Consider the following 23,712-nt stretch of genomic DNA (forward strand, 5'->3'; position numbering starts at 1 on the left):
CGAACGCCGCCAGGAACGCCGTCGACGGCGGACCGAAACCCACCGTGTCCGACGAATGCCCACCCGAGGACCCCGAACTCGACCCCGACCCCCCATAACAATCACCCGAACCGTTACCCGACCCCGCACCGCTCCCGGACGTACACGCGGACCCGGAACTGCCCGCGCTCCCGGAATCGGCGATCGGATGCGCCGCCGGATCCTTCAAACCCCGACCGATCACATCGGCCAACTGCTGTTCGGTCGGCGCGGCCGCGGGATCGGCGTTCACCCCCGCCCCCGGTAGGCCGAACGCGAGCAGCGCCGCGCTCGCCACGACGGCGGTGCGCAGTGTCCCGCGGATGGTAGTTCGCTTCATCAGATACCTTTCTGCACAAAGGTGCGGTTCGGTTCGCGCAGCGCCGAATTCATCACTGCGAGAACCGCGGACGACGCTAAAACCGGCGAGCCGGTCGCACCGCGGCAAAAAGAAACAGTCCGTGGAAATCACCATCGGCCGCACATCGCGATCAGGAATGTCCACAGCACGCGAAAATCGCGCTCGCTGTCGAGTCGGAGTATGTCGCGCGCGACGCCGCTGTGAACGATTCGAGAAATGGCTGCGGACCGTCGACCGCGCCGCCGCCCGCGACTACCGTCTGCCCGCGAGCGACGTTCCAGCGATCAGCCCGACCCGTGGAGGACCCCAGCAATGACCGGACCAGTGCGCGTACAGCGGACGACGATCGTGCGAGCATCGGCCGCACTGACGGCCGCGGCGGCGATCGCCGCCGGCACCCTGCTCACCGCGGCCGCACCGGCCCGAGCCGCCACCTGCACGGATGTCGAGGTGGTGGCGGCACGCGGCAGTATGGAGCCGTCGGGGTCCATCGCGGACCTGGGCATCGCGGTCGGTCAGCCCGTCTACGAGGCGCTGAGCCGGCGGCTGCGGGTGTCGCACAGCGCGCACGGCATCGACTATCCCGCCGATTTCAACCAGCCGTACTCGGTCCAGCAAGGGAACCGCAAACTGGTCCGGCACATTACCGAGGCGGCCGCGGCGTGCCCGAATCAGCGCTTCGTCCTCGTCGGATACTCGCAGGGCGCCAACGTGATCGACAATTCGATCGGCATCAGCAGCGCCGGCGCGAAGGTGGGCGGACCGATCGTCGCCACCCTGCCGCCGTCGGTCGAATCGAAGATCGCGGCGATCCTGTTGTTCGGCAACCCCATTCGCGGCGTCGGCCGCAGCGTCACCGGCCCCTACGCCGACCGCACCTACGACACCTGCAGCCGGAACGACCCGGTCTGCGAGCCCGGCGGCACCGACTGGAACGTGCACCGCACCAGCTACACCCGCAAGGCGGACGAGGCCGCCGAGTTCGCCGTCGATCGCCTGTGAGCCTCGTCCGGACGCGAACCCGCTGTCGCACAGCGCGTCACGGCTGCCGGGCGGATTCGCCGCGCGCGACCAGGGCGGAGCGCACGTACCAGAGGTCCACGGCGCGGGTGATGTCCAGCCCGGTGAGGCGCGCGATGCGTTTGAGTCGATAGTCGACGGTGTTGGTGTGCAGGCGCAGGGCGTGGGCGGTGCGCTGCCGGTTCAGGTTGTTGTCTATGTGGCGGTGCAGGGTGTCGAGCAGTTCGGGGTGCGCGTCGAGCGGGTCGAGCAGGGCGCTGAGCCGCTCCATGCCGGGACCGGGGCGCGTGAGCTGGTATTCCAAGGCCAGGTCGGCGAACCGATACAGCCTGGGCGGCAGGCCGAGTCGCTGCGTCAGATCGAGCAGTTCGTGCGCGCGGACGTCGGTGGCCGGGATCTCGGCGAGTTCGGCGTCGAGGACGACGCCGGTGACGGAAGTGCCTGCCGCGCTTGCCAGCCCGTCGGTCAGGGTGTCGAGTTCGGCGTCGTCGGAGTGGGTGGCCGGCAGCAGGATGGTGCCGCCGTCGGCCGACAGCACCGGCAGCGCGGCGTCGCGGTACCGGCACGCCAGCTCCTCGTACACCGAGCACAGGAATCGACCGTGCGGATCCGGTCCGTCCGGGTGTGAGAAGGCCACGGCCACAACCCGATACGCGTCGGCGATCTCGACGCCGTAGCGGCGCGCCATGGTGGCGGTGGCGTCCCCCGCGAGCAGCGCGGAGCCCAGTGTCCGCAGCATTGGCGGCGGGGTCGAGGCGTGCAGCTGCCGCACGTACGCGCGGGTGATCGCGGTGGTCGTGCTGTGCAGCAGCCGCACCGCGAGGCCGGTGGTGTCGGCGGCGCCCAGGTACCCGCGCACGGCGGCGACCGCGGCGGCGAGTTCGTCACCCGGTCCGGTTCCTTCGGTGAGCAGCACGACGCCGATCCGGACGCCGTAATGCAACGCGCCGAGGATCGCCTCGACCGATATGCCCTCGCGCGCATACTCTTCCGCCGCCCGCTCGACCCCGAGCACCAGCGCGGGACATTCCCGCCCCGCGGCCAGCGCGATCGCCAGTTCCACGCAGTCCCGGGCGAGCTCGGAGCTGCGCCACACCGAGCCGCCGGTGAACCGGGCGCGCTCGCAGACGGTGCGGGCGAACGTTTCGACGTGCTGGGACATCATCGGCGATATCCGATCCTGTTGCGGCACCGTTGCCCTCCTCCATGACGCGGGAGTTCCAGGCTGCACCGCGCCGACGGGGCCCGGCATCGGCAGATGTGCGTATCCGCGCGACTACGTATGTGCGCGGCCGGTGACCCACGCACCGATCTGGGCGCGCCCGGTGAAACCGAGTTTGGTGAGGATGTTGCGGACGTGGGTGTCGGCGGTGCGGTGCGCGATCACCAGCCGGGCCGCGATGTCGCGATTAGTCATGCCCTGCGCGACCAGCCCGGCCACCTCGAGTTCCCGCGCGGTCAACGGCACCGGATCGGCGTCGTCGCGGCCGGGCGTTTCCTCGCGCAAGGCGTAGCCGCGGGCGTCGGCCACCGACAGCGCGCGGCCCGCGGCGAACGCCTCGGCGAATCCACGCTCGCCCAGCGCCTGTTCCGTCTGCGACCGGAACCTGCTGTGCGGCAGGGCGAGTACGACGCCGGGTTCGGCTCCGAGCAGCTCCCAGGCGGTCGCGGCGACCCCGAACAAGGTCGCGGACCGCCGGTGCTCGCCCGCCACGGCGGCGACCCAGGCCAGCGCCTCGATGCAGTAGGCGTCGTTGAATCGGCTGTCGCGGGTCCGAGCCGACCGCAGCGCGGTCTCCGCCGCCCGCGCGGCCGCGGCGGTATTGCCCAGATAGACCTCGATGAGCGCCACCGCGAACAGCATCATCTCGCGGTAGTACGAGTCGCCGCAGTCCGCGCAGCGGGCGATCGCCTCGCGCAGCATCCGCAGAATGGCCGCCGGATCCCCGGCGGCGCTCGCGAGGCCGAGCACCAGCACGGGCAGCTGCGCCTCGCGGCGGCGGCCGTGCGCGCGCAGCACGTCGAGCGCCCGGGTCGCCAGTGTCGCGGCCCGTTCGTTGTCCAGCCGGATCTTCGCTTCGAACGCGCGAATACCGGTCACGTACGCGGCGACGACCGGGTCGGGGTGGTCGGCCGCGGCCGCCTCGGCGCGGTCGAGCTGACGGGCCGCGGTGTCGAGGTCGGTCAGCCACAGCGAATGCAGCGCGGCGACCGCCCACGCGCGGGCCCGCCGCGGCTGTTCCGGTGCGGCGGCGAGTGCTCGTTCCAGCCAGTCCCGCACTTCCCGATTCGCTCCCGACAACGTCCAGAACTCCTCGACCTGCGCGGCCATCGACACCGCCACCCCCGCCTCGCCGGGTTCGTCGAGCGACCACGTGATCGCGGCGCGCAGGTCGGCACGACTGCTGTGCAACCGCGACACCCATTCGTGCTGGCGGGGGCCGAGCCATTCGGCGTCGGCGGTGGTGAGTATCAGGTGGAACCAGTCCCGATACCGTCGCATCACCGCGGGGCGGTCGCCGCTCTCGTCGAGCCGCTGCCCGCCGTAGTCACGCAGCGTCTGCAGCAGCCGGTAGCGCACGACCTGCCCGCCCTGGCGTTCGAGGATCGACTTGTCCACCAGCGCGTCGATCACGTCGACGACCGCGTCGGCCGCGACATCGCCTCCCGCGCAGAGGAATTCGGCGGCGTCCAGGTCGAACCAGCCCGCGAGGACCGACAGCCGCGCCCACACCGTCCGTTCCGCCGCGGTGCACAGGTCGTAGCTCCAGTCGATCGTGGCGCGCAGGCTCTGGTGCCGCGCCGCCACCGTGCGCCCCCAGCTCGTCGAGAGCCCGAGTCCCCCGGACCAGCGCGCGACGACCTGCCGCGGCGACAGCGAACGCATGCGCGCGGCGGCCAGCTCGATCGCCAAGGGCACGCCGTCGACCATCCGGCACAGCCGCGCCACGGCCTCGGCCTCGGTCTCGTCGAGCACGAAGTCCGACCGCACGGCCGTCGCCCGGTCCACGAACAGCCGCACCGCTTCGTACTGCCGCAGCTCCGCCGGCGTGCCCACCGCGGACTCGGGCGACGGCAGCGGCGGCAGCCGATACACGTGCTCGCCGGGGACGCCGAGCGACTGCCTGCTGGTGGCCAGTATCGCGACCTCGCGGCAGCCGCCGAGGACCGCGGCGGTGAACTCGGCGCACCCGTCGAGCACGTGCTCGCAGTTGTCCAGGACTAGCAGTATTCCCTTGTGGCGCAGGTGTTCCAGGACGCGGCCGGTGACCGGTTCCCGCGAGCGCAGGCGCAGACCGAGCCGGTCGGCCACCGCCTGCGGGACCTCCGTGCCGTCGCGGGCCTCGGCCAGCTCGACGAACACGGTGCCGTCGCGGTAGGCGCCGGCGACCGTCGCGGTCATCCGCCGCGCCAGCCGGGTCTTCCCGATGCCGCCCGCGCCGGTCAAGGTCACCAGCGGCGCGACGCCCAGCAGGCGGCGCACCTCGGCCGCGTCGCTCGCCCGGCCGATATAGCTGGTCGGGTGCGCATCGAGATCGTCGCGTGCCATCCGCCCTTCGCTCCGTCCCGGGATCCGGGCGGGGACGGGCTCCTGGCACCGCCTGCCGCGCCGAATCCGCATTAGGTCGAGTACGGCGAATCGTAGGCGAAGACGACTGCGCGGTCCGAAGTTCGGGAGCCCGGGAGCCCGGAACGCGCGGCGAATTGCACACCGCGACATGGGCATAGGTGTGCCCGAACACCGAAATTCCGGCCGGACATTGTGAGACCTCAGCATGTTCGTCCCTTCGGTCTCGTGTTCGGCACCGGTTCGATTCGATGGCGACCGGCGAAGGAGTGCGGATGGTGCGGAGACGCCGAGCCGGTGTGTGGTGCGTGGTCGTGACGGTGTGCTGCCTGGGCGGATACGCGGTGGCGGCGGCCGATCCGGTCCGGGCGGAGGTCGCGTGGGACTCGTCGGGAGCGGTGATCGCCTCCGTGGTGACCCGGCCGGTGCCGCTGCCCGCGTCCGCACCCCCGCACCCGGCGGCGTGCGACAACCTCTCGTATCTGCGGTGGCGCTCGGCGGACGGGCCGGACGACCCGGCCGAGGCCGATCGCGTGCTCGTTGCCCAGCCGGGCATCTTCGAGGGCGCGGGCGCCTTCGACAGCGTCGCGCGCAATACCGTCGCGCGGGCCGCCGAACGTGGTCGGCACGTGGAGTTCTGGGCGCTGGACCGCCGCTCGAACTGTCTCGAGGACCACACCGGCACCCGCGCCGCGCTCCGCACCGGATCCTTCGACACCGCGACCGACTACTACTTCCACGGCGCGCCGGTGGACGGACGGCGCTTCGCCGGATACGCCGCCGGTGACGCGACGGGCTGGCTGCGCGAGCAAGGCCTGGCGCAGACCCTGCGCGACGAGTACGACCTGCTGCGGGCCGAACTGCCGGATCCGCGGGTGCGACAGCGAAAGGTGTTGTGCGGCGGGCATTCCCTGGGCGGCTTCGTCACGGGGTTCTTCGCGGGCTGGGATTTCGACGGCGACCCCGCCACCACGGACGACGCCGGATACCGGCAGTGCGGCGGCTATTTCGCGCTGGACACCACCATCCGCGCGGGAATCTCGCTGCGCGGCTTCGACTTTCCCTCGCTCCCGCCCGGCCTGGCGGCTGGCGTGGAAGGGTTGTCACTGGGTTTGGACACCGCGCTGCCGGTGCTGGCGTTGCCCGCGGTGATCAATCCGGAGACGACCAACCTGCTGGCGCTGGCCGGGCTCGCGGCGCGGCTGGCCCCCGAGGGCGTGAACGACCTGGTCCGCCGCCTGCCCGACAACCCGAACATCGCCGTGACACTGCGCACCCTGCTGTCTCGGGACCCGATCATGTTCGCCACCGGCCGCCCGGACGTGCGCACCCTCTCGGCGACCAACGAGGCGGTGCTCGGCGCGCTGCTCGACGACAACTCGCAGCCGCTGGGCTTCCTGCAGACCAGCGCCGGGTTCGTCGGCGGCGGACCGGTGGGCACCAAGAACTTTCCGCTGCCGGACGCGATCGCGCGCAGCCCGCTGGCGATGGGCACCTTCGGGGACGCACCCAAGGTCTCCCCCACGCGCTACGACGCGCAGACGGTCTATCGCTGGATCGATTACGACGCCGTCGGCACCGATTCCGGTGTCACCGCGCCGGACAGCGAGGTCACCTCGATCACCGAAATCGCGCGCAGCCTGTGCGAGCCGCCGCTGGACTTCACCGAATGGTATTTCCCGTCGCGGTTGGCGCTCGATCTGCAGCAGGCCACCGCGCCGTCGATCGCCGCGCATCATCTGCACTCCGACGGCACGCGCCGCCATCCCATCCTCACTTTCCACGGCAGCGGCGGCATTCCCGTCGCCGATACCGGAAATCCCGACGACACCGTCGTATTTCTGCCGGGCTACAACCACTTGGACGTACTCACCGCGGCCGAACGCCAGAACAACGGGCAGCCCGAAGTGGTATCCACCCGATTGGCCGACTTCGCCACCCGCTGAGCCGTTTTCCCGGGACCGTCGAACCGGTCGGAAAATGGTTGAAACTTGCACCGTACCGGGATGCGTGCCGCTCAGCGCATTCCCATCGCAGAGAAGGGGTGCGCTCGACGGCAGCGGCAGACTGGAGCAGGTAGACGGCCCGTCCGGTCACGGCACAGGCGGTGGCCGAGCCCGTCAACACGGAAGAAGGTGAATGATGCCATGTTTCACTGGCCCCTCTCCGTCGTCGCGGTTGTCGGAATGCTGCTGGCGGCATTCGTCGCAATCAACTTGAGTTTGTTCCGGACCGACGATCGCCGGAAGAAAGCGACCTCTCCGCGCACCCGTTCCGCCCTGCCGCCCGAGCGCGCGGACAATGCGCAGGACATGTGGTTACCCTCGTCGATGCATCGGCCGCCGAGCCGCACACTGACGGTCTCGCAGGCGCACCGGGAAATGCAGCGGCACCTACATTGCAGCACCGACAACTGTCTCAGTAAGGCGATCGCGTTTTCGGTACTGGTCCGCAACGGCCGCATCAAACCGGATTCCTCGCGCTCCGTCGGTTGAACCCGCGCGAAAAGCGGCCGAACCGGTCGGTTATTGACCGTAGGAATAGCGAAGGTCCGCGAACAGCAGGCGATTCATGCGCCGGCGCAGATGCCCGGTCTTGCTCGGGTCCGGCTGCTGTTCCGCGGCCAGCAGCGTGAAGCGCAGCAAGGTCCCACAGCCCGCGGCCGAGAGGTCGAACCGCACCCGCACATCCGGTGTGCCGGGCCAGAGCGAGGACCACACCACCACGTCCGGTGGCTCGGCCGCCAGCACGACCGGCTCGATCTCGTCGGGCAGCAGGTCGAGCCACGGGCGCGCGCCGGGTCGCCGCGGCCGGGTGAGGGACTCCCACACCGCGGACGGCGGCGCCGGCGCAGTGCGCGCCCGCGAACCGAATTCGATCACGCCGGACAGCGTAGGCGGTGCGGCCTACGCACCGTCGACGTCGAGGACGGCCTTTCCGGCGATGCGGCGGTCGAGCAGCAAGCCGACCGCCTCGTCGGCGCGCTCCCAGCTCCCGCGCCAGCCCACCTGCGGGTCGAGTCGGTGCGCGGCGAGCAGCGAGGCGAGGTAGGCGAGGTCCGGGCCGAGGCCGGGGGCGACCACGAAGGCCTCGATGCGAGCGCCCGGGTTGTCGAGGCGGGCGCGTTCGAAGTCGATCGTGGTGGGTTCCATCGACGCCTTGCCGACACTCACCGCGATCCCGTCCGGAGCGAGCAGCGCGTAGGCGTCGGCGAGCAGGCGGCCGCCCACATTGTCGATCGCGCCGTGCACCGGCTCCCGGATCTCGGCGAGGCCGCCCGAAACCACTTCGGCCGCACCGAGTTCGGTCAGACCCGCGCCGCGCTCCGGCCGGCCGACCGCCGCGACCACGTGCGCACCCGCCAGCGCGGCGAGCTGGACGGCGAACCGGCCGACGCCGCCGGAGGCACCCGTGATCAGCACCCGCCGTCCGAGCACCGGGCCCAGCCGGCGCACGGCCCGCAGTGCGGTCACTCCCGCGACGGGCAGTGTCGCCGCGGCGCCGTGCTCGACCTCGTCGGGGAGTACCGCCAGCTCGCCGGTGTCCACGGCGCGCAGTTCCGCCCACCCGCCGTGCCAGCCGAACGTGATCACCCGCTCCCCGACCGCGGGGCCGCTGCCGTCCGCGGCCGCGGCGACCACGACGCCGGCGGCGTCCCAGCCGGCCACCCCACCGGGCGCGTGGTTGTTGCGCAGGTAGGTGACCTCGCCGAAGTTGAGCGAGGTCGCCGCGACTCGCACGAGGGCCTGGCCGGGCGCGGGCACCGGGTCCGGCGCCGTGCCGAGACGTAGTCCGTGCCGCGCGTCGGGGTCGTACACCAAAGCTTTCATGACCCCAGCAACTGCCGATCGCCCCGCGGACATTCCGGATGCCCGGAAACGCGGATGGAGTCGCCCGATCAGTCCTGGCGAATGGTGAACTGCCGACCCGGTGTTCGCGCCTGGGGACCGGCGTCGTACTCGGCTACCAGACCGAGGGCGGCGGGACGGTCGGGTGGCAGCGCGGCGACGGCGTCGAAGTCGCGGAGGTCGCCGAGGACGACCCGGGAGACGACGTCGACGAGCGTGCCGGTTCCGTCACGGAGTTCGAAGCAGAAGGTCGGGGGCGCGATGTTGCGAACTCCGTTGTCCGACACCGTCACCGGGTCGGTGATCTCCCGCGCTGCGCCGCGGGTGTCCGCTCGATCGGTCAGATCGTCCGTCACCGTGTACGCCCTTCGTCCGGCATCGCCACTGTCGGACTCAACGTAATCGCGGATGCCGCAAGGGGATAGAGCCTTTCGGCCCGGGGCTCAGCCGAAGTCGCGGGCGAGCACCGCGCGCGCGTAGGCCCGGGCCCACGCGGTGCCCGCCAGGCACCGCAGTTGGGCGAGTTCACGGCGGCGCTCACCGGAGACGACCGCCGCGTCCAGTTCCCGATCCAGGAAACCGAGGACCTGCTGCAGCCCGCGCACCTGCTCGACACTCGCCGCGGCACCGAGGTTGTCCACCTCGTCGAGCACTCGAAGCAGCCGGCGTTCCAGACCGAACCGGCGTTCCAGACCGAGCATCTCGCCTCCCGCAGCCGAACTCGAACGCCATTTATTGTACCGATAAATAACGGCACATCAACCGTCGGTCTATAGCGGAAGTCGCGCGGCACCGCGATTACGAAGGGTTCGCCTCGGCGACCACGAGGAGGCTGCGCACCAGATCGGCGGCTTCTCGGGAGGCGAGCCGATAGCGGATGACACGCCCCTCCCGCAGGCCGGTCACGAGTCCGGCGGTCCGCAGGACGGCCAGGTGATTGGACATGTTGGGCTGCGTCACGCCCGTGCGGTCGGTCAGCTCGCTCACCGACGCGTCTCCCCCGGCGAGAATGCGCAGCACCGCGAGCCGGACATCGCAGCTCAACGCCCGCCCGATCGCCGCGAGCCGCGCATCGATTCCACCGCCGTTGTCATTCATCAGTAGGCAATGATACTTTATGCTTCAATATCAGCCTTCAATGATGTATTAACGGCGCGCGCGCATAAGGACGAAAGGCTCGATCACCTTGGCCGAGAACAAAATCGCCGTGGTCACCGGCGCGAGCAAGGGCATCGGCCTGGCGGTCACCGAAGCGCTTCTGGCCGAGGGCTATCGAGTCGTCGCTGGGGCCCGCACCATCAGTCCCGAACTCCGGCTGCTCACCCCGCACACGCTCGCCGTCGACCTCGCCACGCCCGGCGGGCCGGCGGATCTCGTCGCCGTCGCCTCGGCACTCGGCGGGATCGACCTGCTGGTCAACAATGTCGGCGGAACCAGCGGACCGCATCCGGGCGGCTTCCTGGCGGTCACCGACGAAGACTGGCTGCACACCCTGGAGGCGACGCTGTTCAGCGCGATCCGGGCCAGTCGCGCGGCACTGCCGAGTCTCGTCGAACGCGGCGGGCAGATCATTACTATCGGCTCGGTCAACGCACGGCGTCCGGCACCGCACCTCGTGGATCTCGCCGCGGCGAAGGCGGCTCTCCTGACTCTCGGCAAGGCTCTCGCCGAGGAATTCGGCCCGCGCGGAGTCCGGGTCAACACCGTCTCACCTGGTCCGGTCCGGACTGCTGTCTGGACCGAGCCGGGCAGCACCGGGGACACGCTCGCCCGCCAACGTGGTCTGTCTCAGGACGAACTGCTCGACACGCTGCCCGCCGCTTTCGGCATGTCCACGAGCCGAATTGCCGAACCGGCCGAGATCGCCGCCCTGGTCGCGTTCCTGGCCTCGGGAAAGGCGCCCAATATCCACGGTGCCGACCTCGTCGTAGACGGCGGCCTGCGCAAGGAGATCTGACGCGCGGCCGCCGACGCGATCACAACAGAGCTAGCGCCAAACCCAATGCGGCGATCAGAAACGCCCAGACCAGAATGACAGCCTGCCCCGACACCTCGGTGCCGAAGCAGTTCGCCACACGAATCCGCCGATGATCATGGGTGACGGGCGCGGAGCCGGTCATCGTCATCATCTCCTCGATTCTCGATGTGCTGCGGACATTCGTGGCGATACCCGAAGATCAAGGACGGCAACGACATCGAGCCGTGGAAAAATATGGCGAAGCTCACCCCATCCGCCGACCGGGAAGGCCCGCCGTGACCGACCGCCCGAGCAGGTTCCACATCCCCGCCGGCAGCGCTCGGCCGCCGTACACCGTGGCCGTCACCCGGGAGAGAGCGGGCTGGGAGTACTGCACGCTGCACGTCGCCGAATTGGCGGCCGGGCAGACGATCCGGTTGCGGAGCGGTGGCGACGAGATCGTCGTGGTGCCGCTGTCCGGGTCCTGCGTCGTGGCTTGCGGCGGGCAGAGCTATGAATTGTCCGGCCGCGACAGCGTTTTCGACGGGCCGACGGATTTCGCGTACGTCGGCCGCGCGAGCGACTATCTGCTCACCAGTGCGCGCGGCGGCCGTTTCGCCCTCGGCGGCGCACCGGCGGCGCGCGCCCTGCCGTTCCGGTACGTGCCCGCCGCCGAGGTCGCCGTGGAACTGCGCGGCGCGGGCGCCTGCAGCCGCCAGGTGCACAACTTCGCGATGGACGCCTTCGACGCCGACTCCGTCCTGGCGTGCGAGGTGCTCACCCCGGGCGGCAACTGGTCGTCGTACCCGGCGCACAAACACGACGAGCACTCCGCCCGCGAAACGCCGCTGGAGGAAATCTACTATTTCGAATTCGCCACCGGCGCAACGGGTTCGCCCGGCTTCGGCTACCACCGCGTGTACGGCACGGCGGACCGGCCCATCGATGTCCTCGCAGAGGTGCGCGGCGGTGACGTGGTACTCGTCCCGCACGGTTATCACGGCCCGTCCGTCGCCGCCCCCGGCCACCACATGTACTACCTCAACATCATGGCCGGTCCGGAACGCGCCTGGCGCAGCTGCGACGACCCCGCTCACGCCTGGCTGCGCGACACCTGGCCCGACACGCCCGTCGACCCCCGGCTCCCCCTGGGCACGAACGGCTTTCAGCGCTGACACCTCCACCACCGCACAGGCTCCGGCGCGAAGGAACGCTCGCCCGGCGTCGCGGCTACCGGACGGGAAGCACCGCAGCCGCCGGGTCGCCGGGGACGATGTCGCGGGTGGGTCCGGTGCCGACAGCCATTGCGTGAGCGTCGATGTCGAGGGTTTCCGGACCGCGCAGGGCCGCCTCGCAGCGCCGGGACAGATCGTGCCGATCGGTGCCCGGCTGCTCGAGCGGCAGCAGGACCACCTCGGCGACAACGCCTTTGGAGCGGATCACGCGGCGCGCGGAGTCCAGGAAGGTGTCGAAGCCAACGAAGCCGGGCACCGTCGACAGCTCACCGTCGCGGTCGAGATAGCGAACGCGGATCGGCTGCACGGGCCGGCCGGAATCCACGGCGGCCTGGAACAGGGCGGGCCGCAGGCGGCCGTGCGCCCGGCCGCACCAGGTGGTGCCCTCGGGGAAGACGCCGACCCGCTCCCCCGCCGCGAGCCGCCGGGTCACGGTGGCGATCACCTCGGGCAGCTGCCGCAGTCGCTCCCGCTCGATGGGAATAACGCGCATCAGCCGGGCGAGCCCGCCCAGCACCGGCCACTCGACCAGGTCCGCGCGCGCCACGAAACCCATCGGCAGCACCGCGGCGAGGGTGAGCACGTCGGTCCAGCCCACGTGGCCGGCGACCACGAGCAGCCCCTCATCGGCCGCTCGCGCACCGCCGGCCGGCCGCCGCCGCGCCGGCTCCCCGCCGCGCTGATCGACGATTCGCAAACCTATTCCGCAGCAACGCAATACCGTGCGCGCGTAGCGCCGGTGCAGCCCGGTGCGCCGGCTGCGCGGCGTGACCACATTGAGCACCGGGAACGAGAGCAGCAGCGCGACCACCCCGGCCACGCGCGCCGCCGAACGCACCGCACCGGCCGCGTCGGGCACGTCGACGCAGCTGGGCCCGCACGGGCTCGACGGCATCCAGGCGTGCACGGGCGCCGCCGGGGGGCAGGAGAGCGCGGCGGATCCGGGAGCAACCAGAGCGGGCATCGGTATCACCGTCCGTCGAAGGTGTTCGCGGCGCTCTGTAAGCGATCCAGGTAGCGCCGGTTGATGGTTTCGAGACCGAGCAGCGCCACGAAGTCCGCGACGCCGAAATCCGGATCGTGGGCGGGCTCGCCGCAGATCTCCGCGCCGAGCCGCAGGTAGCCGCGCAGCAGCGGCGGCAGTGTCGGTCGCGCGGGCGGAGTCAGCTCGTCCAGCGGGCGGCCGCCGACGACCACCGGCCGGTAGGGCCGCACCCGCCGGGCCGGATCACCACTGTGCTTGGCCAGCAACAGGTCTCGCACCCCGCGCACGTTGACCCCGGCCGGGTCGGCGGGGCTGTCCTGCATCGGCACCGACACGCAGCCCATCACCCAGTCGTAGCCGGTGAGCTGGATGTAGTGCAGGATGCCCGCCCACATCAGCGTCAGCGTGGAGCCGTTGCGGTGCTCGGGCACCACGCAGGCGCGGCCCATCTCGACGATCCGCCGACCCTCGGGATCCATTGCGGTCAGGTCGAATTCGGTGGCGGTGTAGTAGCCGCCCGCCGCCGCGACCTGATGCGGCGGCAGCATCCGGTAGCAGCCGACGAAGTCCTCGGTGCGGTCGTCGCGCACCAGCAGGTGGTCGCAGAACTCGTCGAAGCGGTCGGCGTCCAGGCCGTCGGCGCGCTCGGGGATGCGGAATCCGGGCTCGGCGGCGAAGACCTGGTAGCGCAGCCGCTGTGCGGCCCGGCGATGCTCCGCGTCGGAGGACACGACCAGCGAGTACCGCGGCCGGTCCGCTCCCGGGTCCGTCGTGCGGGCCGGCGCTGTCAGCACGGACATTGTTGTCATGGTCCGATGAAGCCAGTCCGAGTCGGCGACGCGGCTACCACCGAGTGTCCTGCCGATGCCAGTCGGGTGAACGAGACGACGATCACACCTGACGTTCACCGTGCCGACGCGTCGGGTTCGCCCAGTTTGCGTGCCGCACAACGGGAAAAGGCCGACGCCCCGCCCCGACCGGCGGGGCAGGGCGAAGGCGTGCGGCTCAGGCGTTCTCGCGCGCGAAACTGCGGGCGCCCAGCACCAGCAGCGCCAGCGCGACGGCGAGGGTGAGCCCGGTCCCCCAGTACACCTCGGAGTCCCCGAAATCGCCGCGGAACAGTGCCCGCGCCGCCTCCACGGTGTGCGAGAAGGGATTCACCGTGCCGATGTGCTGCAACCACTTCGGGCCGACGCTGAGCGGCAGCAGGATCCCGGACAGCAGCATCAACGGCACGGACACGGTATTGAGGACCGAGGCGAGCGTGTCCTCCGAGCGCGCCCACAGCCCCAGCGCGTAGGACGCCGCCGCCAGGCCCGCACCCATCACGGCGATCAGCAGCAGCGACAGCACCAGTCCGAGCGGGTCGGGCCGCAGCCCGAAGGCCAGCACGGCCACCGCCACCAGCAGCAGCGCCTGCACGATCAGCACGACCATGTCCTTGAGCACCCGGCCGAGCAGCAGGGCGCCCCGGCTCGCGGGCGTCACCCGCTGCCGCTCCACGACCCCCGCGCGCAACTCCATGACGAGGCCGAAACCGACATAGATCGCGCCGAACAACCCGATCTGGATGACCAGCGCCGGAGTCAGTACCTTCCACGGATCCGCGTCCGGCCCCAGCGCCGGGGCGATGCCCTTCACCAGCGGGCCGAACAGCACCAGATACAGCACCGGCTGCGACAACCCGATCAGCACCCAGACCGGGTTGCGCAGGTTGGACCGCAGCTGGGACCAGAAGATCAGTCCGGTGTCGCGCAGGAAAGTCATGATCGGTCCGCCTCTCGCAGCGAGCGTCCGGTGAGGGTCAGGAAGACGTCGTCGAGGCTCGGGCGTTTGACGGTGAGCGCGCCGGCCGCGATGCCGCGCTCGTCGAGGGCGCGCAGCAGCGGCACCACGGCGGCGTCGCCCCGTTCGACGGTCAGGTGCAGCACCGTCTCGCCCGCGCCCTCGGCCCGCACCCGCGACCGCACGTCGAGCGCCGACTCGGCCACCTCGAGCGCGAGATCGGCTTGTGCGCTGTCGATTTCGATGCTGACGACGTCACCGGAGATGCGCCGCTTGAGTTCGTCCGGCGTGCCCTCGGCGACGATGCGGCCGTGGTCCATGACGAGGATCCGGTCGCACAGCGCGTCGGCCTCCTCGAGGTAGTGGGTGGTGAGCACGATGGTGGTGCCGCGCGCCCGCAGCCCGCGGATGTGCTCCCAGAGGTTGGCGCGGCTCTGCGGATCCAGCCCCGTGGTGGGCTCGTCCAGGTAGATCAGTCGCGGACCGTGTACCAGGCCGAGGGCGATGTCCACCCGGCGACGCTGCCCGCCGGAGAGCTGACCGCATTTGCGGCCGCCGAGCCCGTCCAGGTCCAGGGCGCTCAGCAGTGCCTCCGCATTGCGCCGCGCGGCCGCCTTGTCGAGGCCGAAAAGCCTTGCCTGCAGGATCAATTCGTCGATCACGAGTTGGGCCTCGTTGGTCGAGCCGCCCTGCGCGACGTAGCCGATGCGTGAGCGCACCGTGCGCGGTTCGGCGCGCAGCGGGGCGTCGGCGACCACCGCCTCGCCCGCGGTGGGCGTGATCAGGGTGCTGAGCATGCGCAGCGTCGTGGTCTTGCCGGCCCCGTTGGGGCCGAGCAGGCCGACGATCTCGCCGTCGTGCACGTCGAAATCGACGCCCGCGACGGCCTCGACCGGACCCGTCTTCGTCTGAAACGTTCTGGCCAGCCCCCGAACTCGGATCACCGAGGTGCGAGTGTGGCCACGAACCGTAGCCATCGTTTCCATGCCGGTAACGGTAGGAACGACGGCTCAAATAGTCAAGCTTTACTATTCAGACTTGATCAACTGGCGGAACCACCCGCCTCCTGGTCCCGCTGCGGCGTGAGCGCCTCGTAGGGCTCGCGAGACCACACATCCAGTTCGCGAGTCTCGATGCGCTGCAAGGTCTTCCGGGTCCATTCCAGGTCCGCGCGGGTGTGGTCGGCGGCCAGCCGCATGCTGTCCGCGACGTGGTACGGCTCGGTCTCGCGCGGGTCGCCGCTGCCGGACAGGATGCGGTCCACCTCGCGGTCCAGGTAGACCAGGTCGGCCTCGAACTTCAGGATGCGGCTGCGCAGCGCGGCGATCACCTCGTCGCGCGGCGCGTACGGGATCAGCGCCACCGCCGCGTAGTACGGGTGCTTCGGCTGCTCGGCCGACCACAGCGCCTCGCGCAGCAGGTCGCCGAACACCTTCTCCCCCTCGGCGGTGAGGCGATAGCTGGTGCGCTCCGGCCGCGCCCCGTCCTGCCCCACGCCTTCGACTGCGATCAGTCCGTCGCGCTGCATCGTCTTCAGCGCGCCGTACACCGAACCGGGCTTGACGGTCGCCCACTCGTCGGCGTGCCAGGACAGCAACTCCCGCCGCACGTCGTAGCCGTGCACGGGTTGCAGCATGCGCACGACAGCCAGCACCAGCATGCGCGTCGTCGGAACAGCCATACCGGAAATTCTGCCCCACCCCGCGGGGCGCCCGGCCGACCTCAGTACGGGTTGTTCGGATCCCGTTCCGGCAGTGGGCGTTCCACGACCACGGGGCGCCCCAGCGGGTTGCGGACCCGGCGCTTGGCGGCCTGATAGACCTGGATGGTCTCGGCGGCCACGACGTCCCAGGCGAAGTCGGCGGTGAGCCGCGCGCGGGCCGCGTGCGCGCGGGCCTGGGCGGCGGCGGGATCGTCGAGCACCGCGCACACCGCGTCGACCAGGCCGTTGACGTCGGCGGGCGCGAAGGACGCGCCGGTGACGCCGTCGAGGACGAGTTCGCCGAGCCCGCCCGCGGTCGAGGTGACCAGTGGCGTTCCCGCGGCGGCGGCCTCGAGCGCCACGATGCCGAACGGCTCGTAGCGGCTGGGCAGCACGATCGCGTCGGCGCCGTGCAGCCAGCCCAGCAGTTCGGTGTGGTCCAGGCGTCCGGTGAAGTTGACCGCCCGCACCACCCGGTGCGCGCGGGCGCGCTCGCGCAGCCACTCGAACTGGGTGCCGACGCCGGCGACGGTCAGCGTGGCGCCGGGGTGCGCGCGGCGGATGCGCGGCAGCGCGGCGATCGCGTCCTGCACGCCCTTCTCGTATTCGAGGCGACCGACATAGAGCAGCTTGGGCGGGCCGGAGCGCGGCGAGCGCTCGCGAAAACTCCACGCGCCCACGTCGATTCCGTTGCGGATCACCGTCACCGGCGCCAGTTCGGGGCCGTAGAGCCGCTCCACCTCGTCCTGCATCGACGCCGAACAGGTGATCAGCGCGTCGGAGTCGCGGGCCAGCCACCACTCCACCGAATGCACCTGCCGATTGACCCGGCCGGAGACCCAGCCGCTGTGCCGCCCGGCCTCGGTGGCGTGCAGGGTCGTCACCAGCGGCACGTCGTAGTGCTCGGCCAGCGCGATCGCCGGGTGCGCGACCAGCCAGTCGTGGGCGTGCACCACATCCGGGGTCCAGCCCTCCGCGATGCCCGGCTTGCTCAGCGCGATGCCCGCGCGCACCATCGCGTGGCCCATGGCCAGGGTCCACGCCAGCATGTCCTCGCCGAAGTCGAAGCACGGCGGATCCTCGGCGGCCGCGACCACGAGCACCCGGTCCTCGATGAAGGTGTAGGTCGGGTGCGTGGAGGCGTCGGTGCCCATCGGCCGGCGCGCGAGCACCACCACCTCGTGCCCGGCGGCGGCCAGTTCGGTGGCGAGGTGGTGCACGTGCCGTCCGAGCCCGCCGACCACCACCGGTGGGTACTCCCACGAGACCATCAGAATCTTCATGCGGGTCCTTCTGTATCGGACGCGGCGAGCCGGCGCGCGTCCAGCGCCGGAAACACTCCGTCGGCCGCGTACCATCCTGCCGCCAACTGCCGGGCTTTGGCGAGTTGGCCGGCGGCGAGGGCCTCGGCGAGTTCGCGCACGGCGTGCGCGTGCTGGTGCGCGCGGTCGCGCGCGTAGCCGGCGGCGGAATCCTTGCTGACCATGAAGGCCCAGTCGCTGGACACCGTCAGCACGGCCTCGCGCAACAGCTGGTCGGCCACCGGGTCGCGCAGCACGCCGCCGTGCACCCGCATCTTGTCGACGGTGTCGAGGGCCAGTCGCACGACGTCGGCATTGAGGTCCACCAGGTCGCGCACCTGGTCACCGGCCCACACCCGCCAATCCTTGCCGGAGCCCCAGGAGGAGTCGGCGAGGTCCACCGGTGCGCCGACGTACCCGTCGGCCCGGGCATCGGCCAGCGTGCCGACGGTGACCCCCGCTTCCGGCAGCGCCCGCAGCACCTGCTCGAGCCACTGCGGGCCCTCGTGCCACCAGTGCCCGAACAGTTCGGTGTCGAAGGCCGCCACCACCAGCGCGGGCCGCCCGATCCGCGCGGACTCCGCGACGAGCCGGTCGCGCACGGTCGCCACGAAATCCTCGACGTCGGTGCGGATCGCCGCGGCGGCCAGCTCCGGGTCGTAGGGGGCCTTGTCCGGACCGGCGACCTGCTTGCCGGTGACCCGGGACGGCTTCAGACCGGTGTCGTGGTCGTAGTGGTGGAAGTCGCGGTACGCGCCGTGGCCGGGATAACCGGACTTCGGCGACCAGACCCGGTAGCTGACCTGCAGATCCCGCCCGAACGCGACGACGTCGGAATCCCGCACAGGCCGCCCGAGGGTGGTGTCGCCGCGCAGCGCCGGACCGTCGACCATGAAATGCGTCACACCCGCGTCCGCGTAGCCGGTCTCCATGCCCGGAGTGAAGCCACATTCGGGTGCCCAGATACCGGCCGGGGTGTGGCCCCAGCGGTGCCGCGCGTCGGCCAGGCCCTCGCGGAGCTGGAACCCGCGCAGCCGCGGCGCGAGCAAGGGCTGGAACGGATGCGCCAGCGGACCGCCGAGCAGTTCGATGGTCTCCGCGTCGATCAGTTCCCGCCAGACCGGCGAGCCGCCGTGCCGCCAGCGCTCTTCGAAGTCGGCGAGCGCCGCGGCGGCGAGCCGGTGCTCGTGCGCGCCCAGCGCGAGGTTGCCGGCCATCGCCGCCTCGTCGGCGCGCAGCTGCCAGTTGCCCAGCCAGTGGTGCATCCCGGCCAGGCAGTGCGGATCGTCGAGCTGCGCGGCCAGCACCGGCGTGATGCCCAGGCTCAGCAGGTGCGAACGGCCCTCGGCGGCAAGGGTTCTCAATACCTTCGCGACGGGAAGATAGGAGGCGGCCCAGGATTGGTAGAGCCATTCCTCGCCGACCGGCCAGCGCCCGTGGTGCGCCAGCCACGGCAGATGGGAGTGCAGGACCAGGCTGAACCGGCCGGGTACTGCGCTCAAGGCCGCACCGCGACGGCGACCAGGTCCAGGCTCGCGTCGATGTCCGCGGTGATCAGCGTGAAGTCGTCGGTGCGCACGGCGGCGACGTCGGCGGCCAGCTCGGCCGGCCACGGCTCACCGGCCAGCGCGCGCTCGATCTGCGCATCGATCAGCGAGCCGCCCCACTTGGCGTCGAGTTCCCGCAGGCGCGGGCCGTGGTGCACGCCGGTCATCAGCTCGACCCGGAATCCGGCGTCCACCAGCAACTCCGACAGTTCGGCGGCGTTCAGCTCGCGGGTGTGGAAGGGGTTCAGGGGGGTATCGCGCCCCGGCGAGAACGTGATCCGGTTCGGAGTGCTGATCAGCAGCTCCCCGCCCGGCCGCAGCACCCGCAGGCATTCGCGCAGGAACTGCGCCTGGTCCCACAGGTGTTCGATGACCTGGAAGTTGACCACGACGTCGACCGTGCCGTCCTCGAGCGGCAGTGCGGCGAGATTGCCCTGGATCATCTCCACCCGCGGGTAGGCCGCGCGCACGTGCTCGACGGCGCTCGCGTCGTAGTCCACCCCGATCACCCGGGCGGCCACGCCCGCAATCATGTTGGCCCCGTAGCCTTCTCCGGAGCCGGCCTCCAGCACGGTGCGGCCGGCGCAGCGGTCGAGCAGGCGCGCGTAGACGATCTCGTGGCGGCGGAACCAGTAGTTCTCCTCCGCGATGCCCGGCACCGTCCGCTCACCGGTCAGGGGCAGCGGATCCACCGCGTCGGACTCCGCGCTCACAACGGCCTCACTCATTCGACCGACGTTAGCGGTTGCCCCTATCACACCGGCGCTCGGAGTGGTGATGCAGAACATCACACCCTAAGTTACCCACGAGTAACTTAACGTAGGGTAATGTCCCGCACGAAGCTTTCGTGGACGTACGGCCACCCCGATCGTGCGACCCCACCTCACGTGCCATCAGAACAGGAGGTCGACGAAGACCAATGCCGAACATCGTCGTACTGATCAAGCAGGTTCCCGACACCTGGTCCGAGCGCAAGCTGACCGACGGTGACTACACCCTCGACCGCGAGGCCGCCGACGCCATCCTGGACGAGATCAACGAGCGCGCCGTCGAGGAGGCGCTGTTGATCAAGGAGGCGCAGGGCGGCGAGGTGACCGTCCTGGCCATGGGCCCCGAGCGCGCCACCGAGGCCATTCGCAAGGCGCTGTCCATGGGCGCCGACAAGGCCATCCACGTCAAGGACGACGCCATCCACGGCTCCGACGCCGTGCAGACCGCGTGGGTCCTGGCAGGTGCGCTGGGCCAGATCGAGGGCGTCGAGCTGGTCATCGCCGGCAACGAGGCGACCGACGGCCGCTCCGGCGCGGTCCCGGCCATCATCGCCGAGTACCTGGGCATCCCGCAGCTGACCCACCTGCGCAAGCTGAGCGTCGACGGCGAGAAGATCACCGGCGAGCGCGAGACCGACGAGGGCGTGTTCAAGCTCGAGGCCTCGCTCCCGGCCATCGTCTCGGTCACCGAGAAGATCAACGAGCCGCGCTTCCCGTCCTTCAAGGGCATCATGGCCGCGAAGAAGAAGGAAGTGCAGACCTTCACTCTGGCCGACCTGGGCATCGACCCGTCGACCGTCGGTGTGGGCAACGCGGGCTCCGCGGTCACCGCCGTCACCCCGAAGCCGCCGCGCACGGCGGGCGAGAAGATCGTCGACGAGGGCGAGGGCGGCAACCAGATCTCCCAGTACCTGGTCGGCCAGAAGATCATCTGATCCGCGCCCGTACGCTGCGCCGGCTTTCGACAGCCGGACGAGAATCTCAATAGGAGCGAGAACAAATGGCAGAAGTACTCGTGCTCGTCGAGCACGCCGAGGGTGCGCCCAAGAAGGTCACCACCGAAATCCTCACCGCCGCCCGCACACTGGGCACCCCGGCCGCCGTCGTGCTCGGCCCGGCCGGCACCGGCGACAAGCTGGCCGACGCCCTGGCCGCGGCCGGCGCCGAGAAGATCTACGTCGCCGAGTCCGACGACGTCGACGGCTTCCTGGTGACCCCGAAGGTGGACGTGCTGGCCGGACTGGTCGAGTCCGCCGCCCCCGCCGCCGTGCTGGTGGCCGCCTCCGCCGAGGGCAAGGAGGTGTCCGGTCGCCTGGCCGCGCGCATCGGCTCCGGCCTGCTGGTCGACGTCATCGACGTGAAGTCCGACGGCTCGGTCACCGGTTCCATCTTCGGTGGCGCGTTCACCGTCGACTACAAGGCCACCGGCGACGTGCCGGTGATCTCGGTGCGCCCGGGCGCCATCGAGGCCGCGCCGCAGGCCGGTGCGGGCGAGAAGGTGACCGTCGAGGTCCCGGCGCAGGAAGAGGGCGTCACCAAGGTGACCTCCCGCGAGCCCGTCGCCGGCGGCGACCGGCCCGAGCTCACCGAGGCCACCATCGTGGTCTCCGGCGGCCGCGGCGTCGGCAGCGAGGACAACTTCCACAAGGTCGTCGAGCCGCTGGCCGACGCGCTGGGCGCCGCGGTCGGCGCCTCGCGTGCCGCCGTCGACTCGGGCTACTACCCCGGCCAGTTCCAGGTCGGCCAGACCGGTAAGACGGTCTCGCCGCAGCTGTACATCGCGCTGGGCATCTCCGGCGCCATCCAGCACCGGGCCGGCATGCAGACCTCGAAGACCATCGTCGCCGTCAACAAGGACGAAGAGGCGCCGATCTTCGAGATCAGCGACTACGGCATCGTGGGCGACCTGTTCAACGTCGCCCCGCAGCTGACCGAGGCGGTCAAGACCCACAAGGGCTGATCCACTCGCATCGAGCGGCCCCGGGACTCGCGTCCCGGGGCCGCTCGGCGTATGGGGGCGGCCCGCTCAGCGGCGGTTGGTGATGAGACCGATCGCGGTGGGGATGCACAGCGCCAGGCCCCAGGGCACCTCGACCCAGAACGGCCAGAAGTAGCCCATGCCGGTGGCCAGCCAGATCACGATGCACAGCAGGTTCACGAAGACCCACGGGGTCCACATGATCAGCACCCAGGTCGGCACCCGGCCCGCGGGCAGCCGCTCGGGGTGCGGCGAAACCCGTTGGGCGGGCAGGTCGGACAGCAGCGGTTCCAGTTCGCCGTAGGTGCGGGCGCGGTAGACCTGCTGCACCCGCTCGTCGAATTCGGGCAGGTTCAACCGGCCCTCGTCCATGGCGTGCCGTAGTCGCGCGACGTACTTCTCGCGATCGGCGTCGGACGCCCGCAAGTTCTCGTTCCCCACGCCCGTCAGCCTAAGTCGCGTGCGATGTTCGCGCTGCCCGATCGATCCCGCCGCGCGCAGATCACGGTTAGATCATGCGCCGCCGAAAGAATTCGATTGCCCGCCACCGGCTCCGGCGGGAATGCTGACCGGATGCCGATCGCACTGCCGCCCGGAGTCGAGACGACAATTCGCACCGTCTTCGGAGAGCGGGGTGAACTCTGGCTGACCCGGTTACCCGCGGTGGTGGACGAACTTCTCGCGCGCTGGGACGCGGAGCTGATCGGAGATTCCTTCGGCGGCGGCACCCATTCCTTCGTCGCGCCGGTGCGCCGCGGCGACGGCTCGGTCGCGGTGCTGAAGGTGCCGGTGGTCGACGAGGAGAACGTGGGGGAACCCGCCGGACTGTTCTGCTACGACGGCGACGGCGCGGTGCGGCTCTACGACTTCGATCCCGGCACCGGCGCGCTGCTGCTGGAATGGGCCCGGCCCGGGACGGCCTTGCTGGAACAACCGGGTTTCCCGAGCCTCGAGGGCCGGCCGGAGCACGCCGAAAAGATCGAACTGGCCGGTCACCTGTATCGCCGCCTGCGGCGGCCTCCGGCGGGCATTCCGGCCGACTTCCCCGCGCTGCCCCGCGTCGCCGACATCGTGGCCGACTGGACGGCACGCTTCACCGCGCCGGAACCCGAACTGGCACAGGTCATTCCGCCCGAGCTACTGGCACAGGCGACCGCCTGGTGCGCCGCGCTGGCCACCCCGGACGGCCCGCTGCTGATCGTCAACCGCGACACCCACCTGGGCAACATCCTGGCCGCCGAGCGCGAGCCGTGGCTGCTCATCGACCCGAAGCCCTACCTCGGCGAGGCCGCCTTCGACGCCGGGTTCCTGATCATGATCGGCACACAGCACGAGCCGACCCGGCAGCACGCCGATCGCCTCGTGCGGCACACCGCCCGCGCCCTGGGCGTCGACGCCGACCGGGCCCGCGGCTGGGCGTTCCTGCGCAGTCTCGAGGAAATCGCCTGGGGCGTCGAGGACGACGAACCGGACATGGTGCGCCTGCATCTGGCCGTCGCCGCGGCCCTCGCGAATAGATGACACGTCCCCGGGTGTGCACGAGCGAACCGGCGATCGCCTCGGATTCCACCGCGACTCGCCTGGCGGTGCGGCGTATTTGCCGTGATCGGCTACCCGACAAGGCATTTGCAACCTTC

Annotated in this window: 25 protein-coding genes and 1 pseudogene; 8 read left to right on the forward strand and 18 right to left on the reverse strand. The window is 70.8% G+C overall.

Annotation, left to right across the window (positions count from 1 at the left end):
- Positions 1 to 358, reverse strand: a pseudogene (locus IU476_RS33850) (lipase); the annotation flags it as partial.
- A 333-nt stretch (positions 359 to 691) separates the two neighbouring features.
- On the opposite strand from IU476_RS33850, the gene IU476_RS33855 reads away from it, so the two are divergent.
- On the forward strand, positions 692 to 1,381 hold the full coding sequence (locus IU476_RS33855; protein WP_195106417.1) for a cutinase family protein: 690 nt from the start codon (positions 692 to 694) through the stop codon (positions 1,379 to 1,381).
- Positions 1,382 to 1,418: 37 nt separating this feature from the next.
- Here the strand turns inward: IU476_RS33855 and IU476_RS37190 are convergent, their stop codons facing one another.
- Positions 1,419 to 2,591, reverse strand: a complete 1,173-nt coding sequence (locus tag IU476_RS37190) for a PucR family transcriptional regulator (RefSeq protein ID WP_195106418.1) — start codon at positions 2,589 to 2,591, stop codon at positions 1,419 to 1,421.
- An 84-nt stretch (positions 2,592 to 2,675) separates the two neighbouring features.
- Complete coding sequence (locus IU476_RS33865) at positions 2,676 to 4,949, reverse strand: ATP-binding protein (protein WP_195106419.1); 2,274 nt, start codon at positions 4,947 to 4,949, stop codon at positions 2,676 to 2,678.
- Between the two features lie 293 nt (positions 4,950 to 5,242).
- Here IU476_RS33865 and IU476_RS33870 point away from each other — a divergent pair, with 293 nt between their 5' ends.
- Entirely contained in the window at positions 5,243 to 6,913 is a 1,671-nt protein-coding gene (locus IU476_RS33870; RefSeq protein WP_228824759.1) for a hypothetical protein, read from the forward strand.
- Between the two features lie 189 nt (positions 6,914 to 7,102).
- Positions 7,103 to 7,462, forward strand: coding sequence for a hypothetical protein (locus tag IU476_RS33875; protein ID WP_195106420.1), 360 nt, complete (start codon positions 7,103 to 7,105; stop codon positions 7,460 to 7,462).
- 30 nt (positions 7,463 to 7,492) lie between these two features.
- On the opposite strand, the gene IU476_RS33880 is transcribed toward IU476_RS33875, so the two are convergent.
- From IU476_RS33880 to IU476_RS33900, 5 genes are all read right to left on the reverse strand, one after another.
- Positions 7,493 to 7,849, reverse strand: a complete 357-nt coding sequence (locus IU476_RS33880) for an SRPBCC family protein (protein WP_195106421.1) — start codon at positions 7,847 to 7,849, stop codon at positions 7,493 to 7,495.
- 24 nt (positions 7,850 to 7,873) lie between these two features.
- On the reverse strand, positions 7,874 to 8,797 hold the full coding sequence (locus IU476_RS33885) for a zinc-binding dehydrogenase (protein WP_195106422.1): 924 nt from the start codon (positions 8,795 to 8,797) through the stop codon (positions 7,874 to 7,876).
- Between the two features lie 68 nt (positions 8,798 to 8,865).
- A complete protein-coding gene (locus tag IU476_RS33890; protein WP_195106423.1) occupies positions 8,866 to 9,171 on the reverse strand; it encodes a hypothetical protein in 306 nt (101 codons plus the stop codon).
- An 87-nt stretch (positions 9,172 to 9,258) separates the two neighbouring features.
- On the reverse strand, positions 9,259 to 9,516 hold the full coding sequence (locus IU476_RS33895; protein WP_195106424.1) for a hypothetical protein: 258 nt from the start codon (positions 9,514 to 9,516) through the stop codon (positions 9,259 to 9,261).
- A 97-nt stretch (positions 9,517 to 9,613) separates the two neighbouring features.
- Complete coding sequence (locus IU476_RS33900) at positions 9,614 to 9,913, reverse strand: ArsR/SmtB family transcription factor (protein WP_195106425.1); 300 nt, start codon at positions 9,911 to 9,913, stop codon at positions 9,614 to 9,616.
- Between the two features lie 88 nt (positions 9,914 to 10,001).
- On the opposite strand from IU476_RS33900, the gene IU476_RS33905 reads away from it, so the two are divergent.
- Positions 10,002 to 10,772 (forward strand): SDR family oxidoreductase, encoded by a 771-nt coding sequence (locus tag IU476_RS33905; protein WP_195106426.1) that lies wholly within the window; start codon positions 10,002 to 10,004, stop codon positions 10,770 to 10,772.
- 19 nt (positions 10,773 to 10,791) lie between these two features.
- Here the strand turns inward: IU476_RS33905 and IU476_RS33910 are convergent, their stop codons facing one another.
- Entirely contained in the window at positions 10,792 to 10,944 is a 153-nt protein-coding gene (locus IU476_RS33910) for a hypothetical protein (protein ID WP_195106427.1), read from the reverse strand.
- Between the two features lie 124 nt (positions 10,945 to 11,068).
- Here IU476_RS33910 and iolB point away from each other — a divergent pair, with 124 nt between their 5' ends.
- Positions 11,069 to 11,947: a 5-deoxy-glucuronate isomerase gene (gene iolB, locus IU476_RS33915; protein ID WP_195106428.1), complete on the forward strand. Its 879-nt coding sequence runs from the start codon at positions 11,069 to 11,071 to the stop codon at positions 11,945 to 11,947.
- A gap of 55 nt (positions 11,948 to 12,002) precedes the next feature.
- On the opposite strand, the gene IU476_RS33920 is transcribed toward iolB, so the two are convergent.
- The 8 genes from IU476_RS33920 to IU476_RS33955 all read right to left on the reverse strand — a co-directional run bounded on the left by IU476_RS33920 (position 12,003) and on the right by IU476_RS33955 (position 20,055).
- The gene (locus IU476_RS33920) at positions 12,003 to 12,971 is read right to left on the reverse strand and encodes a lysophospholipid acyltransferase family protein (protein WP_228824760.1); all 969 of its coding nucleotides are present in this window, start codon (positions 12,969 to 12,971) and stop codon (positions 12,003 to 12,005) included.
- 5 nt (positions 12,972 to 12,976) lie between these two features.
- On the reverse strand, positions 12,977 to 13,801 hold the full coding sequence (locus tag IU476_RS33925; protein WP_195106429.1) for a GNAT family N-acetyltransferase: 825 nt from the start codon (positions 13,799 to 13,801) through the stop codon (positions 12,977 to 12,979).
- Positions 13,802 to 13,997: 196 nt separating this feature from the next.
- Positions 13,998 to 14,759, reverse strand: coding sequence for an ABC transporter permease (locus IU476_RS33930; RefSeq protein WP_195106430.1), 762 nt, complete (start codon positions 14,757 to 14,759; stop codon positions 13,998 to 14,000).
- Positions 14,756 to 15,763 (reverse strand): ABC transporter ATP-binding protein, encoded by a 1,008-nt coding sequence (locus tag IU476_RS33935; protein ID WP_228824761.1) that lies wholly within the window; start codon positions 15,761 to 15,763, stop codon positions 14,756 to 14,758. Before IU476_RS33935 ends, IU476_RS33930 begins: the two co-directional genes overlap by 4 nt.
- A 56-nt stretch (positions 15,764 to 15,819) precedes the next feature.
- A complete protein-coding gene (locus IU476_RS33940) occupies positions 15,820 to 16,458 on the reverse strand; it encodes a PadR family transcriptional regulator (RefSeq protein WP_195106431.1) in 639 nt (212 codons plus the stop codon).
- 41 nt (positions 16,459 to 16,499) lie between these two features.
- Positions 16,500 to 17,762: a glycosyltransferase family 4 protein gene (locus IU476_RS33945; protein WP_195106432.1), complete on the reverse strand. Its 1,263-nt coding sequence runs from the start codon at positions 17,760 to 17,762 to the stop codon at positions 16,500 to 16,502.
- A complete protein-coding gene (locus IU476_RS33950; RefSeq protein ID WP_195106433.1) occupies positions 17,759 to 19,282 on the reverse strand; it encodes a 1,4-alpha-glucan branching protein domain-containing protein in 1,524 nt (507 codons plus the stop codon). The genes IU476_RS33945 and IU476_RS33950 overlap by 4 nt, the downstream gene beginning before the upstream one ends.
- Positions 19,279 to 20,055: a class I SAM-dependent methyltransferase gene (locus IU476_RS33955; RefSeq protein ID WP_195106434.1), complete on the reverse strand. Its 777-nt coding sequence runs from the start codon at positions 20,053 to 20,055 to the stop codon at positions 19,279 to 19,281. Before IU476_RS33955 ends, IU476_RS33950 begins: the two co-directional genes overlap by 4 nt.
- A 191-nt stretch (positions 20,056 to 20,246) precedes the next feature.
- Between IU476_RS33955 and IU476_RS33960 the strand changes: the two genes are divergently transcribed.
- Positions 20,247 to 21,032: an electron transfer flavoprotein subunit beta/FixA family protein gene (locus IU476_RS33960; RefSeq protein ID WP_195106435.1), complete on the forward strand. Its 786-nt coding sequence runs from the start codon at positions 20,247 to 20,249 to the stop codon at positions 21,030 to 21,032.
- Positions 21,033 to 21,097: 65 nt separating this feature from the next.
- The gene (locus IU476_RS33965) at positions 21,098 to 22,057 is read left to right on the forward strand and encodes an electron transfer flavoprotein subunit alpha/FixB family protein (RefSeq protein ID WP_195106436.1); all 960 of its coding nucleotides are present in this window, start codon (positions 21,098 to 21,100) and stop codon (positions 22,055 to 22,057) included.
- Between the two features lie 66 nt (positions 22,058 to 22,123).
- On the opposite strand, the gene IU476_RS33970 is transcribed toward IU476_RS33965, so the two are convergent.
- Positions 22,124 to 22,516 carry a DUF1707 domain-containing protein gene (locus IU476_RS33970; RefSeq protein WP_195106437.1) on the reverse strand — a complete coding sequence of 131 codons (393 nt, stop codon included), beginning with the start codon at positions 22,514 to 22,516 and terminating at the stop codon, positions 22,124 to 22,126.
- A 132-nt stretch (positions 22,517 to 22,648) separates the two neighbouring features.
- Here IU476_RS33970 and IU476_RS33975 point away from each other — a divergent pair, with 132 nt between their 5' ends.
- A complete protein-coding gene (locus IU476_RS33975) occupies positions 22,649 to 23,596 on the forward strand; it encodes an aminoglycoside phosphotransferase family protein (protein WP_195106438.1) in 948 nt (315 codons plus the stop codon).
- The last annotated feature ends 116 nt before the right edge of the window (positions 23,597 to 23,712 follow it).

The sequence above is a fragment of the Nocardia blacklockiae genome (assembly GCF_015477355.1).
Classification (GTDB): Bacteria; Actinomycetota; Actinomycetes; order Mycobacteriales; family Mycobacteriaceae; genus Nocardia; species Nocardia blacklockiae.